Consider the following 18,575-nt stretch of genomic DNA (forward strand, 5'->3'; position numbering starts at 1 on the left):
TTGGATTTACTCTCAAAAACCTTTAAATTTAAATAGTTTTATTGATTGCTGATTTAAACTTGATTAACTAATGGTTAGGTAAATATTATATCTAAGGCATTTAAGTCTAAATTTTACCTTGTGTATATAAAAATATCTTAAATAAAATTAATTATATGTTACTTAAATATATATAGCAATATTTATTTAAAATATTTGTCAAGTAGCATCCGTGACAGGTTAAGAAAATTGTACATTCCATAGGGTGCAAGAAAAGGCGACAAATCCAGCTTTGAGACTGGCTTTCAGAGGTATTTAACCCATTTAAGTCTTGATTATCTGGAGCGGCAAAGTATTTAATGGGGTCATCGCTTTTACTTTTGCCTTTATTAGAAGCAGCGACGCTTTTTAACCAATTTACGGATTTGCTCTCCTGGCTCTTTTGTTTGTGGTGGCAACTTTCTGTGGTTAATGATGTGATGGAAACACAGAAACTCTGAAACCAGAGGATACCATCAGCCGATGACGATTTGCAGAAATCACAGGCAGTTCAACATCGCAAATGCGTGTATATTGTGGTTGAGGTCTAAGCAGGGAAAAACTGCCAAGGAATCTGAAAACCAAATTTACCCACATATACATCAAAACTATTGTTAAAATCAAATAATTTTAAGTTAATATTCCTACCCAACTCCTATGAGAGAAACTATCCTAGAGGTTCGCAATCTCCAAGTTGAATTTCCCAGCGATGGCAACATTAACAGAGCTTTGGATGGTATTTCCTTTGCGCTGCATCGAGGTGAGACTCTAGGAATAGTAGGAGAATCGGGAAGTGGTAAATCTGTGACAGCCCTAGCGGTGATGGGTTTGTTGCAAACTCCCGGTATGGTTACTGGCGGTGAAATCTGGTTTCGTCCTCAGGAGAATGCCAACGCAATCGATTTGGTAACATTGCCTCCTGAGCAAATGCAGTTACACCGGGGTGGCGACATCGCCATGATTTTTCAAGAACCGATGAGTTCGCTCAATCCAGTTTATAACATTGGGTTTCAGCTAACAGAAGCGATTATGCGGCATCAAAATGTGTCAGCAGCCCAAGCACGACAAATTGCGATCGCAGGTTTGCAAGAGGTAAAACTTCTACCTAGCGATGAGGAGATACAGCAGCAGTATACCGAAACTTGGCCTCAAACCAACAGCAATTCATCGAAACCAGAACCATCAAAGTTGTCACAGTTGGTTAAAGAACACAAAGAAGCCATGCTGGAACGTTACCCCCATGAACTTTCTGGGGGTCAGTTGCAACGGGTGATGATTGCAATGGCAATTTCTTGCAACCCCTTAATCTTAATTGCCGATGAACCAACCACAGCTTTGGATGTGACGGTGCAAGCAACAATTTTGGAGTTAATCCGAGAATTGCAACAAAGTCGTGACATGGCAATGATTTTCATCACCCACGACTTGGGGCTAATTTCGGAAATAGCTGACCAAGTAGCGGTGATGTATAAAGGCAAAGTTGTCGAATCTGGTGCTTCTGAGCAAATTTTTAGCAGTCCCCACCATCCATATACTAAAGGTTTGATAGCCTGCCGCCCTACACTTAACCGTCGTCCTCAGAAATTACTCACTGTTTCTGACTACATGAGTGCAGAAGAGACACCAACGGGACAAGTAGTAATTCAGGCGAAAGAACCCGCACAAGCTACAGAAGTCACTACTGAAGAGATTGCTGCTAGATTGGCAAACTTCAATCAGAAGGAACCCCTGCTGCAAATCCGCAACCTGAAAGTTGGTTTTCCGGTGCGCGGAGTGTTTGGTGGTACAAAACGCTACAATATGGCAGTTAATGGCGTTTCCTTTGATGTCAAACCAGGGGAAACACTAGGTTTGGTGGGAGAATCTGGTTGCGGTAAAACCACCCTTGGTAGAACCTTACTGCGATTAATTGAACCGATGAGTGGTCAGATTATCTTTGAGAAACAAGATATTACTAGCCTTAAAGGAGAACCGTTGCAAAAACTGCGGCGGGAAATGCAAATAGTCTTCCAAAATCCTTTCAGTTCCCTCGATCCACGGATGAAGGTTGGGGACACGGTGATGGAACCATTGTTAATTCACTCCGTTGGTAAGACAAAACAACAACGACGCCAACGGGTAGCCGAACTTTTAGAACGGGTGGGGTTGAGTCCAGATGCGATTAATCGCTATCCCCATCAGTTTTCTGGCGGTCAACGCCAGCGGATTTGCATAGCCCGTTCTTTGGCGTTAAATCCTAAATTTATCATCTGCGATGAATCAGTTTCAGCGCTGGATGTTTCAGTACAAGCGCAGGTATTAAATCTTCTCAAAGAATTACAAGAAGACTTTCAGCTTACCTATATTTTTATTTCTCACGATCTAAGTGTAGTGAAATTTATGAGCGATCGCATTTTAGTCATGAATAGCGGTCAAATTGTTGAACAAGGCACAGCCGAAAGTATTTACCTGGAACCTAAAGAGGAATACACACAAAAATTAATTGCTGCGATTCCTACTGGTAGTGCCGGACGTGTGCGAAGTCGTCATTTGAAAGCTTTATAGAAAGTCCTCAAACTTTCCAAACATCCTCTTAGAAAAGCACTGCTCAATTTAGCAACATTAATTTGTGAATATACAGTAAGAATACGGCTTCTGCTTTTATTGAGCTTATTCTCGTCGATCTTGATAATCTTCAGAAGACTTTGGATCTAACTCCCAGCGATCGCTGTCACGGTCTTCTAAAATATCGTTGGTATGCAGAAACTCAGAGTCATCCATTTCTAGCCCCACTGCTGCTTCTAACTCCTCAGTTACATTTTTATCAGGAGTGGAAGTACTACCACCAACAGCTTCATCCCCAACTGCATCTGCATCTTGCCAATAAGCATCAACATCGCCACCAGTGAGTTCAGGACTAGTTTCTGTATACTCGCGCCTTTCGTCCTGCATGGAGCGCCCGCCAATATTGTATCCTGGCAAGTCTTTTACACCAGTGCCGTAGGATTCGGTAATTTCCTGCGGCAAATCATTGGTTTTAATTTTGTCATTATGATTTTTTTCTGCCATGATGCTAGCCATTTTCTGCAATCTCACAATAACCTTTTCCTGCCTGCAAGTTGTCTAACTAGAGATGTATCTCACCATTGGCGTAATCAAACTCGAAAATAATTAATTCCCAAACAATGCATGAAATTCTTACTATATCTAGCTTTGGTGTTTTTAATCAAAATATAAAGCTTGCACTTACCCGATTTTCACAAAAAATGTCAATCGGAATCTAGATGTGCCGCGTGCATTAGCAAAGCTTACCGTAGGTATCGCACTGCGGACTGTCCAAGCATCCATTGGCTATATGGCAATACGCCTGGGTTAAAGTCAAAAACCTTAACCCACGTAAGTTGGGGAGCCACTGCGCCCTTGCAGTTTCCCGAGTTGTTCGCTCTTAGCGTTCCCGCCATGATAGCAAGTAGCGTTTGAGGGACGTAGACGCCCTCCGGGCGTCTACCCGTTCGCGTAGCGTCTCCGATAGGAGAAGGATAACCCAACATTTTCGCGACTTTGTTGGGTTTGACTACGTACCCCTACTAGACAAGTAAGCTACAACCCAACCTACAATTATCCTTAACCCCAGCGTATTGGGCTATATCGACAAAGGTTGGATGCGTTTAATCCTTTTGCTGTATGGCTTTTAACCATTTTGATTAATTTTTTATTTCCAGATATCGATTATACCAACGATGAGATGTCTAGCTTTAGAAATAAAATAATCTATCCCCTTGGAACGAAGTTAAACTAGCGATCGCACCATAGGATTGTGAATAGGAATTCATGATTGAGCAACTTGTAGTTCCAGTTTTTAATTATGAGTTAGGAGTTCTTAAACAGAAATTATTCAGGAGCCAACTTTTAACTCATAATTAATTTTAATTATTTGGCAAAGAAGAAAAATTTAAGTTTAGCCATTTTAACTGTTGTATTCATGCTTTTAACTGCCTAAATGCTAAACAACAACACACTCAATCAAAATTTTTTGTTTAGACTGTCCTAATCGATGAATATTGTAGGAAGTTAAAGACTAGAAAAAACAGGAAACACCATCTATGACTGACTATAACAATTATTCCGCTAATAAAAAAGTTGCCATCCTAATTGAACAGGCAGTAGAGGATGCAGAATTTACAGTTCCCTATAATGGACTAAAACAAGCAGGAATGGAGGTAGTAGTCCTCGGTTCCCGAATGAATGAAAAATATAACGGTAAACAGGGCAAACTTAGCATACAAGCTGAAGGTACTACGACAGAAGCGATCGCAGCCGAATTCGATGCAGTGGTTATTCCTGGTGGTATGGCTCCCGATAAAATGCGGCGCAACCCTAACACAGTACGCTTTGTACAAGAGGCAATTCAACAAGGAAAATTGGTAGCTGCCGTTTGCCACGGCCCACAAGTTTTGATTGAAGGCGACTTGCTTAAAGGTAAACAAGTTACTGGCTTTAGTGCTATTGCCAAGGATATTATTAACGCTGGCGCAAATTATCTAGATGAGTCGGTGGTAGTTGACGGGAATTTGATTACATCTCGTGAACCCGGAGACTTACCAATTTTCACCACAGCTATTTTAAGCCGTTTGGGTTATGGTGGCAAAGATGCTGCATTACCTAATGAGAAAGACACAAGTGCTGAATGGTGGAAGCTAGCTGATGCTTGGGGTGGCTCAACTAAAGGTGATATTGCTAAAGGTTTAAATACTGCCCTTACTGGTGAACGTTATTCGCTAGAAGCATCTGAGAAGTACTTGGAAAAGGAATCAGATAGCGAAGTAAAATCAGTCTTTCAAGAAATCATTGCTAATAAACAGCGCCACATTGAAAAACTGGAAACCTATCTTCAACAATTGGGTGAAAAACCCTCTTTAGGGGCAAATATTGCCAATCAGTATGCCAAGGTGAAAACTGCCTTGACAGGAAGTGATGACATATATCAGTTACGTTCTGCTTTAGGAGATGTGCAAACTGGTATCGGCGATATTGGCAATTTGTCTGTAATGTACACCGACCCAGTAGCAACTGCTATTTTCAAAGAAATTTACCAGGATTTATCTAAATACGAACAGCAATTAGTAGAACTATATCGCACGCGGATAGGCGCTCAAATTCAGCCTCCCAAGCCGACTACAGGGGCTGCTGTGTCAATGTAACAAACCGCAGAGGCGCATTTGCGTCTCGTAGACAAGAACGCAGAGAGAGAAACAAGAGAGTATTTGCGTCTCTGTGGTAATTGTACTGTAATGGAGAGAGAAAAAAGTGACTTCAACATCAGGTGATAAACTGACTAACAGTCAGGGTGAAGCTAGTGAAGTAGAGCGTTGGGCATCTCTCATCGGTGGCGGTGCTATGGTGCTGATGGGTTTAAAGCAAGGTTCATTGCGCGGAGTGCTGACGGCTTTAGCTGGTGGCGGTTTGATATATCAAGGTGCAACTAAACAAAGCACAATCCAGCAAGCACAGGAAGCAATAGGTATAAACCAACCGATCAAAGTTGAAAAGACGATAACAATTAATAAACCAGCAGATGAACTGTATCGCTTTTGGCACAACTTTGAGAATTTGCCCACATTTATGAAGCATCTCAAATCTGTAAAGGTGTATAACGAAAAACGTTCTCACTGGATAGCCAATGCACCTTTGGGTAACAGCGTAGAATGGGATGCAGACGTTCTCGAAGACCGAGAAAATGAATTTATTTCTTGGGCTTCTGTAGAAGGTGCAGACGTTGATAATTCTGGTTTTGTCCGCTTCCAAAAAGCACCAGGCGATCGCGGTACGCAAGTTAAGGTTGTTTTGGAATATAACCCGCCTGGCGGAGCGTTGGGAGCTACCGTAGCTAAACTTTTCGGTGAAGAACCAGAACAGCAAATTGGTGATGAATTGGGCCGCTTCAAGATGCTAATGGAAGCAGGCGAAATTGCCACTACAGAAGGTCAATCAAGTGGACGAAAGTAGTTATTTGCCCGATAACTAATAACTCCGAAAAAGTGATCGCTATTGATCGCTTTCCTGAACGCCTGGAAATGGCGAAAAAGTTTGCCAAAGCAGAAGTGATTAACTACCAAAAAGTTAATCGTGGCGAAGCGTTGAAAAAGATAACTGGTGGTTGTGCCCCCGATGCTTGCATCGATGCCGATTTGGTGCAGCCTTCAACAAGGGACTAACCTTTAGGATGGGACAAATGCATGGACAAAAATATATACATTTTTGATTGCAGATGATTTTGGATGGAAAATTTGATCTATTCTTGGTTGTTACCCATCAATTCCCTTTAGAGTCAGCACCCTACGAGTACCAGATTTTTCAACAAAAAAGGACAACTGCATCAAAGTTGTTCTTAAAGCCTGAATGGTGAATAGTCATTCAACGTTTTGAATTGTACACCCAACATAATGCAATGAGGTTTTTTATGAATCGAGTAATTTCATGGCTGCGAAATATTCGTATTTCCCAAATACTTGTAGTTTCTCTGGTAGGATTAATGTTTTTATTAGGTCAGGCTTTTAGCGATGTTAGTATCGCACAAGCCGATGTAAAAACTCCAGAGGGTACTTATTATAAAGCAATACCCAATGAGCAAGGTGAAATTAGAAACGATACCCAAATAAAAAATACCCAAAATCCCATAAAGGGCGCTGTTGATAATATCCGCGAGAAGCTAAACTTGGATGAAGAAACTCCTCGCTCTACAAAAGAGTTTCTTAACTCTACAAAAAATAAAGTTGAAGACACAGTTGAGCCATTGACTGAAACTAAAGAAGGTTATTACCGAACTCCTTCTCGCAAATAACTAATAGATAGAAGGTAGACTTGTAGCAAATTTTGAGTCTAAATTTTTGACTCATACTTTGTTGTATAAGTTTTGAGCAGTTACTGAGACGCGATAATTATCGCGTCTCAATATCAGAATAAATCCAGTATTTATCTTGATATTAGCGATCGCGCGGTTGTTTTCTTCACTATCTCCTGCGGTAATTGCTTTCAAAGTTTAAAAGTAAAAGAGGCAAAAATATGTCTGATACATCTGATACAACCGTTATCAAAGTAGACTCTAGCCATTCCCCTAAAGGTGAACTTGGTCAGAAATATCTTGCATCTGGCAAAAGCATTTCTATGCGTCTGTGGGAAAATGAGCAACCGAATGAACCTAAAGAGCCAACAACGCGAGAATATGAAACTGTCGGTTATGTAATCACTGGTCGTGCAGAATTGCACATTGAAGGGCAAACAATTTTGCTGGAGCCTGGCAGTTCTTGGGTAGTACCAAAAGGAGCCAGTCACACCTATAAAATTTTAGAATCATTCACTGCTGTTGAGGCAACCAGTCCACCCGCTCAAGTTCACGGGCGAGACGAAAACTGATTTGCAGTTATCTGAAATTTTGTGATTGCTAAAAACTTATAGCCGCTTTCAATTACATGGAATATAGAGGTTTTGTAGGGGAACAACATTTTTGTTACCCTTTTTATTGTGTTTTTTGATTGAGAAAGAATTCTACAAACTGTCAGGCGATCGCAAGGCTTACTTTGACTTGCTATCTAGTTTAGTAAGGTACAAACTTGTAATAAAATACCCGTAGTTGAATGGCACTAAGAAAAGATGAAACTGATAGAGCTAATTATTAATCTATGCCACATTCAAAAACACTAAAGGAAAGACAAGATGACTAATGGGACTTAGACAAAAACACCGAAAAAAGAGCGTCAAATCTATATACAGAAGGACTTTAACATCGTTTTGCTTAGTTTGTTGATATATCTGGGTTTGGGCTATTTTTGAGCCTTTGGTGTATTTTCCTTACCCTGCATGGGTTTGAGGCTTATTTTCCCCTCAAAAATGTCTAAGTCCCACTAATCAAACGAACCTCGGCGGCAGTTTTACACTCCCAGGCACTTCAATGTCTCTGAAATCACGCCCGGCCGCTGGGGCAGGTGCGTCCGAGCGTCAGCCTTTCGTAGAGAAGCGGTTTGTCATCAGACATCTGAACTTTGGTGACTCAGCACTGTTTTGGTAATGCGATCGCTTTCACTAATTTCTCAATAAACCTCATGCGGTGCAGAATATGTGCTATAATATTCATCCACCGCTTCCTACTGCATTGATTGCAGCCTCCAATGCGATCGCTACATGAGTCCAATGAGTTCCCCCCTGGCAATAAACCACATACGGCTCACGCAAAGGCCCATCTGCTGATAATTCCAAGGTACTCCCTTCAATAAATGTCCCCCCAGCCATAACTACCTGGCTCTCGTACCCCGGCATTTCATCTGGAACAGGGTCTAAGTAGGAACCTATAGGAGAATGCTGTTGTATGGCTTTACAGAAGGCAATTAGCTTTTCGGCAGAACCGAGTTTGATTGCCTGAATTACATCCCCACGGGGAGCCAGAGGTGCAGGATTGACTGGATAACCGAGTTTGTCAAATACATAACCAGTAAGATAAGTCCCTTTCATCGCCTCTCCTACGATTTGCGGCGCTAGAAATAGTCCTTGGAACAGCAGGCGATTTTGGTCAAAAGTAGCACCGCCATAACTACCAATACCGGGAGCAGTGAGGCGACAGGCCGCGGCTTCTACTAAGTCGGCGCGACCGGCGACATAACCGCCAGCGCTGACAATGGTGCCACCAGGATTTTTAATCAATGACCCTGCGATTAAATCAGCACCTACGGCTGTAGGTTCCCTGGTTTCAATAAATTCGCCGTAGCAGTTATCCACAAAGCAAACGGTGTTCGGGTTTTGCTGTTTGACTAAGTGGACGATTTTTTCAATATCAGCAATTGATAAACTAGGACGCCAAGAATAGCCACAAGAACGCTGAATTAACACTAAACGAGTGTTTTCAGCCACACTAGTACTTAAAGCTTGCCAATCTATAGTTCCTTCGGGCGTTAGCTCTAATTGACGGTAATTTATGCCAAACTCAATAAGGGAGCCTTGACCTTGACCTCGTAAACCAATGACTTCTTCAAGCGTATCGTAGGGAGAACCGACTGCTGCTAACATTTCATCTCCAGGACGAAGCACACCAAACAAAGCACAGGCGATCGCATGAGTTCCCGAAACAAACTGCACTCGCACGGCCGCAGCTTCCGAACCCATAACTTCAGCAAAAACTTTATCTAAAGTTTCTCGTCCTAAATCATCGTGACCATAGCCACTTACACCAGCAAAGTGGTGTGCGCCCACATGGTGATTACGAAAGGCATCTAGCACTCGTTTTAGATTATGCTTGACCTGAGTGTCAATTCCAGAAAAAAATTCTAACAGTGCCTGTTCTGCTTGCCGCAGCTGTTCTAAACTGTTCATCAGTTCCTCGTTCAAAAAAATTATAGATATGCGGATTTTTAGATCGCACAGACTAGGCTGGAAAATTCAAATTCAGGTTACTGCATGACAATTGCTACCTTAACTAAACCTCAAATTAACTGGGTAAATACCCTGTTTTTCATTGGACTGCACATCGGCGCTTTGTTTGCCTTTGTTCCTGGTAACTTTAGCTGGACAGCAGTTGGTGTGGGTTTCTTGCTGTACTGGGTAACTGGCGGTTTAGGCGTTACTCTGGGATTTCACCGCCTTGTCACCCACCGTAGTTTTCAAACTCCCAAGTGGCTAGAGTATCTCCTGGTTTTCTTCGGAACACTCTCCTGTCAAGGAGGTCCAATTGAGTGGATAGGGACACATCGGATTCATCATTTAAAGTCTGATACTGATTCTGATCCCCATGATTCTAATAAAGGCTTCTGGTGGAGCCACATGGATTGGCTGATTCATTCTTGTCCGGCTCACGCTGAAGTTCCTCGTTTCACCAAAGACATTGCCGAAGACCCAGTTTATCAGTTTTTAGAAAAATATTTCATTTTGATCCAAGTTGCTTTAGGTATATTGCTTTTGCTTCTGGGTGGCTGGCCTTTCGTTGTTTGGGGAATTTTTGTTCGCATTGTCTGGGTTTACCACTGCACTTGGTTGGTGAACAGCGCCACTCATAAATTTGGCTATCGGAGCTATGATTCTGGTGATAGATCGACTAATTGTTGGTGGGTAGCCGTACTAGTTTTCGGTGAAGGCTGGCATAATAACCATCATGCCTTTCAATACTCAGCTCGTCATGGACTGGAATGGTGGGAAATCGATTTAACTTGGATGACAGTTCAATTGCTGCAAGTGCTTGGTCTGGCGACTAATGTGAAGTTGGCAAACAAAAATTAGTGATGAGTTAGGAGTTAGGAGTAGAGACGCGATTAATCGCGTCTGTACAGGAGTTAGGAGTTAGGAGTTGGGAGTTGCGTGAGAGTGTGATTCAGGCGTTGAAATCTTTATGTTACCGTCGATTTTTCTCAAACCATAATTTTGAAACCCATAAATCCTTATGGGACAAGGAGCGTTTCTAATTCACATCAGGCGTGAGTTAAGAATCTAAACTTCTAACTCATAACTCATCACTTCTAACTCCTCACTTTTCAAAAGTCTATTTACGGGTGCGCTTGTGTCGGTTAGGTTGCTATAATCCGAAGCGCTAATGTTAAGAAATTTTGCGGCAAGTTGCTTTTTAGTGACTTGGTTGAGGAGTTTGTCGTTTTTCAGGTGTCCATGACTACATCAATAATTAACAGCCAGAAACTAAGTGACGAGCCTGGTAATTCCGATCTGAGGCTCAAAGATATTGTCAAAACCCTGCCACGGGAATGTTTTCAGCAGAACCGTCGCAAAGCTTGGACACAAGTAATAATTAGTGTCTTGGCAGTTGCCTTGGGCTATTACAGCCTGATTATCACTCCTTGGTTTCTTTTGCCCCTAGCTTGGATTTTTACGGGTACTGCTTTAACAGGTTTTTTTGTAATTGCCCATGATTGTGGTCACAGGTCTTTTGCCAAACGTCGTTGGGTAAATGATTTGGTGGGGCATTTGTTCATGATGCCGTTAATTTATCCTTTTCACAGTTGGCGGATTAAGCATAATTATCACCATACTCATACCAACAAGCTGGATGAGGACAACGCTTGGCATCCAATCAGACCAGAAGTGTTTGAAAATTGGGATAAAATCCAGCAGTCTGCTTTTGAACTGTTCATGCGTAAACGCTTCTGGTGGGTAGGTTCCATTGGACATTGGGCTGTGGTGCATTTTGATTGGCGGAACTTCAAAACTAAAGACCAATCCAGTATCAAGCTTTCTGTGGCTGTAGTAGTTGTGTTTGCAGCGATCGCTTTCCCGATTCTCATTGCTACAACTGGTATCTGGGGATTTGTCAAATTTTGGCTAGTGCCCTGGATGATTTACCATTTTTGGATGAGTACTTTTACTATTGTTCACCATACTGCCGCAGATGTTCCTTTTGTGACAGCGAACAAGTGGGACGAAGCTCTAGCACAACTATTTGGCACTATTCATTGCGATTATCCGCGTTGGATAGAAATTCTGTGTCACGATGTCAATGTTCATGTCCCTCATCATATTTCCACTGCGATTCCTTCTTATAATTTGCGCCTAGCTTATAGCAGCATCAAAGAAAATTGGGAGCCTTATCTGCATGATGAGTGTCAATTTTCTTGGTCTTTAATGAAGCAGATTACAGACCAGTGTCAACTGTACACAACTGATGTTGGCTATAAGACTTTCAACGAATATTACACAAAGTAATAAATAGCGCTTTGATTTCGCTTACGCTCTTGCACCAACGAGAGCGTTTATTGTGCTGTGTTTAAATAGAATCTGGCAATTCTTTACTGACTAAAATTTTAGGTAAATTGCCAGAATTTATCCGATTGTATGTTAGCGATCGCTACTTTCATGGGCATCCTAAAGGTGGGATTATCTTGTCCCAAATAAAGTTCCGATTTCTATCCAACAAAAGAATCCAGTGCAATCAAATATTATCAAGGTCAACAATCCTCTTGGCAGTGAAACGTCTGAAGATACGACTAAATTACCTTTCACTCTTCAGGATTTAAAAGCTGCAATTCCTGCTGAATACTTTCAAACCTTCCCTGGTCTCGTGGAGAAGATTGGACTTTCCTGAAAGGTGCGATTTCTAGCATTGACCATGATTATAGTTTGGTTAATCATATCCATCATGATATCGGTACTCATGTTGCTCACCATATATTCCTTAACATCCCTCACTACAATTTGCTGAAGGCAACTGAGGCAATAAAACCAGTGATGGGTGAATATTTCCACAAATCGGAAGAACCAATTTGGAAGTCATTATGGAATTCATCTATCAACTGCCATTTTGTACCTGATATTGGTAGTAAGGTTTACTACACATCCAATAATAAGTTAGCTAAAGGCTAAAACTCAGATTCCCGACTTCTTTAAAGAAGTCGAGAATCTTGTATTTTCGTCAGTGTTTTCTGACTATTTACCGTTGAGCACTCCCTGATTAAGATAAACTCTTATAATAATTGCATTAAAGATTACCTAAATACCTTAAGCAACTTACCTTTTGAGGAGCGATCGCATATTAGATTATTAGTGCTTCTAACTCAGTCAGTATTTGAGCGTCCTTAGCCTGCGGTAAATTTCAACTTCCTGGCTTGTAAGGTTCTTAAAATACAGAGGTAAAATAAAATAGATAGCTGACCTTTGCGGATTCTTGCCCCTACTCTACAGGAAGATTTATTTTCTCTAAACTCTTGCTGTCTCGGTGGGTAAAGATTAACATATCTGTGGACAGAGGCAATATCTGGTCAAACAAACCCTGATAACAATGAAAAATCCTTGGGGTGTATACTTTTGATTCGTTTAGCATCAGTTAAGTTTATCTGCATGTAGTGACTTCAGACCATTACCTGCTAGGGTTATAAATCAGCACAGACTATACTATAGACAATTTACCCAAAACTCTTTCCAGCTTTTAAATCAGAGGTATCAATGATTATAACTAATTTTAGCAAACAAACAAATGAATTTAAGGAATCTAAAGTACTCAAAGCTAAACCACACTGGCAAGGGCAAAATTTAAGCGATACTGCTGTCAAAGATAAAGATACCAAGAAGATGCAAGATACTGCACATGATAGTTCAATTTTCAATAGCTTCAATCGTGGTCGAGTTGCTATTTTTATTGATGGCTTAAGCCTATTTCATACAGCTTTACAACTCGGTATAGAAATTGACTACGTTAAATTGCTTTGTCGTTTAACCAACGGTTCAAGACTATTGCGTGCTTTCTTTTATACTGGGGTTGATATCAGCAATGAAAAGCAACAGGGTTTTCTATTGTGGATGCGTCGTAATGGCTATCGTGTAGTGGCAAAAGAACTCGTTTTGCCAGCAGAGAATTTCAAAAAATCAAATCTGAACGTAGAAATTGCTGTAGACATGATAACTTTAGCTCCTTATTATGATACTGCGGTTTTAGTCAGTGGGGATGGAGATTTAGCCTATGCTGTGAACGCTGTCAGCAGAATGGGGGTTCGGGTGGAAGTGGTGAGTTTGCAAACGACCACTAGTGAAAGCTTGATTGATGTTGCTGACTGCTTCATCGACCTCGATAGTATTAAAGCACACATTCAAAAAGATTCTCATCTGGGCTATAGTTATCGCACGCCATCAAATTCAAACCTTTAAAACCCTATTTTAAATCTCTCAAAATCTATACTGAGCTATTGCTTGCCTGTAGAAGGTTTATCAGGTTGGGTGGGGTTTGAATCCCCATCCATACCCATCTTAGTCCCCAGTCCCTAGTCCCCAGTTGAATCTGCGTATTTTGCTCGATTTTAATTGAAATGGATATTTTAATAGTTGAAGATGAACCAGAAATTGCTCATTTAATCGAACTCTCTTTAGAAAAAGAAGGATTTTTTTGTCGCATTAGCCGCGATGGCATAAATGCTTTACGGATGTTTCAAGAGCAACCACCTGATTTAATCATTTTAGATTTAATGATTCCTGGTTTGGATGGGTTGGAAGTTTGTGCCAGAATTCGCCAGAAACCAGGTGTAAAAGATCCTTACATTTTGATGCTCACGGCTAAGGGTGAGGAAATTGATCGCGTTATTGGTCTATCTACAGGTGCTGATGATTACATGGTCAAGCCCTTTAGCCCCAGAGAGTTGGTAGCTAGGGTGCGGGCACTATTGCGGCGTAGCCTCCGCCAAGGGGGACAACATCAAGTCAATCGTACCCAACACTTTATTGTAGATGCAGACCAGCGCACTGCCAGTCGTCAGCTGAATTCCAAAGAAGTTGAAATTTTAGATTTAACTACCCTAGAATTTAACTTGCTAACCACCTTTGTCAGCAATCCTAGTAGAGTTTGGAACCGCACTCAACTAATTGATAAACTTTGGGGAGATAACTTTTTTGGCGATGAACGAGTAGTAGATACTCATGTAGCTCGGTTGCGAAAAAAGATTGAGCCTGATCCGGCAAATCCCACTTTTATTAAAACTGTTGTTGGGGTGGGGTATAAATTTGAAGATCCTCTGGTGGCGTAAATGTTATGAAGATGGGGCTGAGAGGGCGCCTATTTTTCTCCCATTTAGTAGTAATGATTGTGGGGGTAGCTAGTCTGGTGAGCATCAGCAAAATCTCTTCCCCCCGGTTATTTGTCTTACATTTGGAACGATTAGAAAATCAGGGGTTTGACTTAATTGATGTCCGTACTGAATTGGTTACAGGATTTGAACTTGCTTGGCAGCGAAGCACTCTTTGGTCAGTCTTAGTCGGCACCACCGCAGCCGGAGGATTGAGTTACTGGGTGTCCAGACGGATTATGCAGCGGTTGACCGAGATGGAACAAATCACCCAAAAATTTGCTGCTGGTCAAATGGATGCGCGACTACCTATGTCTGACATTCCAGAACTCAGTGGATTGGGTGCTAGTTTCAACCTGATGGCAGCCAGTTTAGAAGGGGTAGAAGCGCGGCGGCGAGAAGTGATTGGAGATATGACCCATGAACTACGAACACCGTTAACAGTTGTGCGCGGTTACTTGGAAGAACTGGCTGATGGGGAAATTGAAGCGTCTCCTGAAATTTATCGGCGTTTAGCTAGAGAAACTAGGCGCTTAGAGCAGTTAGTGAACGATTTACAAGAATTGTCTAAGGCAGAAGCTGGTTATCTACCAATTAATATACAACGGGTAAATCTGCGTCCGTTGTTAGAGTCATTAGTGGAGAAATTTAGTGACCAACTGTTGGAAGATGGGCCAGTTCTGCTCTTGCAATGTCCATCTGTGCTACCTCCTGTATTGGCAGATATTGACCGCACAGAACAAGTGTTGGTAAATCTGCTAGGTAATGCAGTACATTATACTAACGAAGGTTCAATTACCATTCGGGCTGGGACTGAAGCTTCTTTTCTCTGGATTGCGGTTATGGATACAGGTATTGGTATCGCTCCAGAAAATTTGCCCCATGTGTTTGAGCGCTTCTGGCGAGCTGACCAATCGCGCGATCGCCATTCAGGAGGTACTGGTATTGGCTTAACTATTTCCCGTCGTTTGATTGAACTACAAGGCGGTCAGATTCAAGTAGAAAGCGAATTGGGAGTTGGCAGTACGTTTCGCTTTTTTCTGCCTTTGGCTTAAGTTGAGTAAAACCCTTCAGATACAAGGCATTGACACAAGGTAGTCATGGCTGTGTCATACCTAATTGCTAATTTTAAAGTATCTAAAATCTTGTTTTTTGATCGATGCCAAGATTTTGGAAATGCATAGAGTATAATATTATGTCTACTGTTATTCTGGCTGCTTTTTTGGTTAGTTTGGTTAGTGTTTCAGGTTACGCTGCGATCGCCTACCTGTTCCCTCAAAATCGTTCCTAAAATTGAGCAAATAACAATCTCTTGCTATTTTGGGTTATTAGCAGGTGATTATTTTGATGTTAAGAAAAAGGCAAAGAACGCAGTGCAATTTAGATAATCTTAGAGCCATCAATATTTTCCAACAAGCGCTAGATCACCCTGGTCGGGAAGTGACCATACTTCGACTACGCTCAGTAACCTCCAAGCTTAAAGAGCGATTCCAAAAATTCAGCAATAAATTCACGGATCTTGGCTCAATACCCTATTGGTCAGCGGTGATAATCGCGATCGCAAAGCCGTCGTATCCTTTGCTGCCCACGGTCTGGATTGCCGTGGCGTTGACGCGCGGCTCAGAGGCAAGCAGTTCGTTGAAGCGACGCACCCCCTGGACGCTAGGATCGCTGCTCGTAGCATCAACCACCGCTCCGTCACGCACAACATTATCGGCGATGATCAGGCTACCGCGACGGGAAAGCTTAAGCGCCCACGCGAAGTAATCTGGATTGTTTGGCTTGTCGGCGTCAATGAAAATCAGATCAAATGGGCTGTGACCCTCGGCGGCAATCTGTGGCAGCGTAGAGAGTGCCTGTCCGAGGCGCAGGTCAACGATGTCGGACAGACCAGCGTAGGCGATATTGGCGCGGGCGACTTCGGCGTGCTTTGGGTTTGCCTCCAAGGTGATCAGACGGCCGTTGCTGGGTAGCGCCCGCGCCAGCCAGATAGTACTGTAGCCGCCCAGCGTGCCAATCTCCAGGATAGTTCGTGCCCCTTGGATCTGCGCCAACAACAGCAGCAGCTTGCCCTGGTTCGGCGAAACGTTGTGCGGTGGCAGTCCGGCTGCGGCGCTGGTCTGGAGCGCTGTATCCAGCGCGGGGTCTGGCGGTACAAGCAAATCGGTGAAGTAACGGTCAACCGCAGTCCATTGCTCTTGAGTCATAGATTCTCGCTTTTTACCCTATCTATAAAATACTCAAGATTAGGTGTCGGAGATTGCTTCGTTGGAGAGGATTGTAATGATTTCATTCAGTGAACGATCGCGATCGCATTCTTCTGGTGTTTCCTTACCCAAAGAGGTTTCTTTCACTAAGCGGTAAACGTCGGCTGCTCCATGAAAAATGTGCTCAGTCAGACCTAACTCTTTAAAGGTTTCTGCAATCTCTTCCATTTCTCCTACCCAACGATGCGCTTTCGGTGTCATCGATGGAATCGAACGGGTTAATATGCTAGCAAGTTCCTTTTGGCTACTAGACACTTCATCCCATAGTTCCTTATCCAACCCTAAACGATGGGCTGCTATTAGTAATTCTGTGCCGATTGCTGTAAGTCCTTTTGTCAGGGCTGCGTAGGACATTTTCAACCCGGAAGCCTGACCAATTTCATCACCAATCACCCGTACATCCAAGCCATGATCCCGCAGTTGTTGGAGTTGACTGGCCTGTTTTCCCGAAGTATAAATGCGGGTGCGATTGGGAACTCGCGGTGGTGGGCCAATAATTGATGCATCTACGAATGTTCCCCCAACTGATTCGATGAGTTGAGCGATATTTATGACTTTTTGGGGTGCGATCGCATTACAGTCAACGTAGAGAATGGGTTTATCAACATTGCTGATCACTTCAGCTACTTGCTTTGCTGCTTCGGTGGCTGCTGCGGGGACTAAAACTGACAAGACTACATCAGATTCAATTACCAGTTGTTTGAGGTAACCCACATCTTGGATGTTGGCTGCGGCTGCTAATTGCTGAGTTCGTTCACTGCGATTGTCTAAAGCCGCAATAGTTTTCAATCCATGTTGATTGAGGACAGCTGCGATCGCCTGCCCCATATCACCTGGACTTAAAATACCAATAGTTTGGATACGCATGGAAAGTTTTATATTTACTTTGTGGCTAACAAGTTAATTCAGGTAATTGAGTCGTCAATAAATTACGTTAAATTGATATAGCTGCCGTATTTAAATCAAACCACGGATAAGTTTAACAAGCAACCTATCTGTCGAAAGATACAGCACAAATCTTGAGTCTGGAGTCAAACAGTCTTCACATATTGCTTTGAAGTCTAGGTTGTGTACCTCACTCTTGTTGGAAACTGCTATATATCTAGTACAGCACACGGCGTAAATCCAGCTACCATCTCAATTAACAAGACTTGAGGCTTAAGCTTTTTGTTAAAGCAGAGCTGTTTAATTCCCTAGAAGGCGCTAATTTACAAGCGTCTAAAACCAAAAAATCAGGTGATTAAAAAATCTGATTGGACAATTATCATAGCGATGCCTTCTGTGCGACAGGTAATGCCTTTGGCAAAGCAACTTTTGGAGACGCTACGCTACAAGCTAACCTACAATTATCCTTAACCCAAGCGTATTGACTTATACTCTTGACAAAATCCCTACTTTAGTAAATAAAACAGCCCTGCCTTGTTAAAGTTAGGCAAACTTCCGTCGTGCTGTACTAGTGTGAATCACTCACTTTCAACTCTTCTGAGTTAATAAGTTCTTGAGTATTGATATGTTAAGTATTAATCGACTTAGACGTGCATTTAGTGATCACTAATTTTTAGCTGGTTCCTGCTTAAGCGCCACTTCTCCCTCGATGTCATATAACCACCATTATCCGACTTTTTCTCCATAAAAAAGCCCCACCAAGTCATGGGAATGAAAGCAAATACCATGAACCTTTTAAGCAGCATAATCAATCTTGTCACATTTGCGTCATGAATTTGTCATAGATTTGTCAAACAAATGTGCGACTCTCAGCGTGAATATGTTTATTCAT

Annotated in this window: 16 protein-coding genes and 2 pseudogenes; 13 read left to right on the forward strand and 5 right to left on the reverse strand. The window is 42.2% G+C overall.

The window, feature by feature from the left end; all coding sequences use genetic code 11:
* Positions 1-675: 675 nt before the first annotated feature.
* Positions 676-2,562, forward strand: coding sequence for an ABC transporter ATP-binding protein (locus V7L29_RS27200; protein WP_334737402.1), 1,887 nt, complete (start codon positions 676-678; stop codon positions 2,560-2,562).
* A 105-nt stretch (positions 2,563-2,667) separates the two neighbouring features.
* Here V7L29_RS27200 and V7L29_RS27205 read toward each other — a convergent pair whose 3' ends face one another.
* Positions 2,668-3,066, reverse strand: a complete 399-nt coding sequence (locus tag V7L29_RS27205) for a DUF6335 family protein (protein WP_334737476.1) — start codon at positions 3,064-3,066, stop codon at positions 2,668-2,670.
* Between the two features lie 1,034 nt (positions 3,067-4,100).
* On the opposite strand from V7L29_RS27205, the gene V7L29_RS27210 reads away from it, so the two are divergent.
* From V7L29_RS27210 to V7L29_RS27225, 4 genes and pseudogenes are all read left to right on the forward strand, one after another.
* A complete protein-coding gene (locus tag V7L29_RS27210; protein ID WP_334737403.1) occupies positions 4,101-5,198 on the forward strand; it encodes a DJ-1/PfpI/YhbO family deglycase/protease in 1,098 nt (365 codons plus the stop codon).
* Positions 5,199-5,304: 106 nt separating this feature from the next.
* A complete protein-coding gene (locus V7L29_RS27215) occupies positions 5,305-6,003 on the forward strand; it encodes an SRPBCC family protein (RefSeq protein WP_334692436.1) in 699 nt (232 codons plus the stop codon).
* 23 nt (positions 6,004-6,026) lie between these two features.
* Positions 6,027-6,396, forward strand: a pseudogene (locus tag V7L29_RS35665) (zinc-binding dehydrogenase); the annotation flags it as partial.
* 61 nt (positions 6,397-6,457) lie between these two features.
* Entirely contained in the window at positions 6,458-6,838 is a 381-nt protein-coding gene (locus V7L29_RS27225) for a hypothetical protein (protein WP_334737405.1), read from the forward strand.
* A 51-nt stretch (positions 6,839-6,889) separates the two neighbouring features.
* Here V7L29_RS27225 and V7L29_RS27230 read toward each other — a convergent pair whose 3' ends face one another.
* A complete protein-coding gene (locus V7L29_RS27230) occupies positions 6,890-7,033 on the reverse strand; it encodes a hypothetical protein (RefSeq protein ID WP_334737406.1) in 144 nt (47 codons plus the stop codon).
* Positions 7,034-7,059: 26 nt separating this feature from the next.
* On the opposite strand from V7L29_RS27230, the gene V7L29_RS27235 reads away from it, so the two are divergent.
* A complete protein-coding gene (locus tag V7L29_RS27235) occupies positions 7,060-7,410 on the forward strand; it encodes a cupin domain-containing protein (RefSeq protein WP_334737407.1) in 351 nt (116 codons plus the stop codon).
* 714 nt (positions 7,411-8,124) lie between these two features.
* Here V7L29_RS27235 and V7L29_RS27240 read toward each other — a convergent pair.
* On the reverse strand, positions 8,125-9,357 hold the full coding sequence (locus V7L29_RS27240; protein WP_334737408.1) for a methionine gamma-lyase family protein: 1,233 nt from the start codon (positions 9,355-9,357) through the stop codon (positions 8,125-8,127).
* An 84-nt stretch (positions 9,358-9,441) separates the two neighbouring features.
* Here V7L29_RS27240 and V7L29_RS27245 point away from each other — a divergent pair, with 84 nt between their 5' ends.
* From V7L29_RS27245 to V7L29_RS27275, 7 genes and pseudogenes are all read left to right on the forward strand, one after another.
* Positions 9,442-10,257 (forward strand): acyl-CoA desaturase, encoded by an 816-nt coding sequence (locus V7L29_RS27245; protein ID WP_334737409.1) that lies wholly within the window; start codon positions 9,442-9,444, stop codon positions 10,255-10,257.
* 381 nt (positions 10,258-10,638) lie between these two features.
* On the forward strand, positions 10,639-11,688 hold the full coding sequence (locus V7L29_RS27250; RefSeq protein ID WP_334737410.1) for a fatty acid desaturase: 1,050 nt from the start codon (positions 10,639-10,641) through the stop codon (positions 11,686-11,688).
* A gap of 220 nt (positions 11,689-11,908) precedes the next feature.
* The gene (locus V7L29_RS27255; protein ID WP_334737411.1) at positions 11,909-12,067 is read left to right on the forward strand and encodes a hypothetical protein; all 159 of its coding nucleotides are present in this window, start codon (positions 11,909-11,911) and stop codon (positions 12,065-12,067) included.
* A pseudogene (locus V7L29_RS27260) lies at positions 12,028-12,345 on the forward strand (fatty acid desaturase); the annotation flags it as partial. The gene V7L29_RS27255 and the pseudogene V7L29_RS27260, both read left to right, overlap by 40 nt.
* A gap of 579 nt (positions 12,346-12,924) precedes the next feature.
* Positions 12,925-13,623, forward strand: a complete 699-nt coding sequence (locus tag V7L29_RS27265; RefSeq protein WP_334692428.1) for a LabA-like NYN domain-containing protein — start codon at positions 12,925-12,927, stop codon at positions 13,621-13,623.
* Between the two features lie 158 nt (positions 13,624-13,781).
* On the forward strand, positions 13,782-14,492 hold the full coding sequence (locus V7L29_RS27270) for a response regulator transcription factor (protein WP_334737412.1): 711 nt from the start codon (positions 13,782-13,784) through the stop codon (positions 14,490-14,492).
* A 5-nt stretch (positions 14,493-14,497) separates the two neighbouring features.
* Positions 14,498-15,586 carry a sensor histidine kinase gene (locus V7L29_RS27275; protein ID WP_334692426.1) on the forward strand — a complete coding sequence of 363 codons (1,089 nt, stop codon included), beginning with the start codon at positions 14,498-14,500 and terminating at the stop codon, positions 15,584-15,586.
* Between the two features lie 477 nt (positions 15,587-16,063).
* Here V7L29_RS27275 and V7L29_RS27280 read toward each other — a convergent pair whose 3' ends face one another.
* Both V7L29_RS27280 and V7L29_RS27285 read right to left on the reverse strand, forming a co-directional pair.
* A complete protein-coding gene (locus V7L29_RS27280; protein ID WP_334692425.1) occupies positions 16,064-16,738 on the reverse strand; it encodes an O-methyltransferase in 675 nt (224 codons plus the stop codon).
* Between the two features lie 39 nt (positions 16,739-16,777).
* Positions 16,778-17,665, reverse strand: a complete 888-nt coding sequence (locus V7L29_RS27285; RefSeq protein WP_334737413.1) for an NAD(P)-dependent oxidoreductase — start codon at positions 17,663-17,665, stop codon at positions 16,778-16,780.
* Positions 17,666-18,575 lie beyond the last annotated feature (910 nt).

It is taken from the genome of Nostoc sp., assembly GCF_036916575.1.
GTDB lineage: Bacteria > Cyanobacteriota > Cyanobacteriia > Cyanobacteriales > Nostocaceae > Nostoc.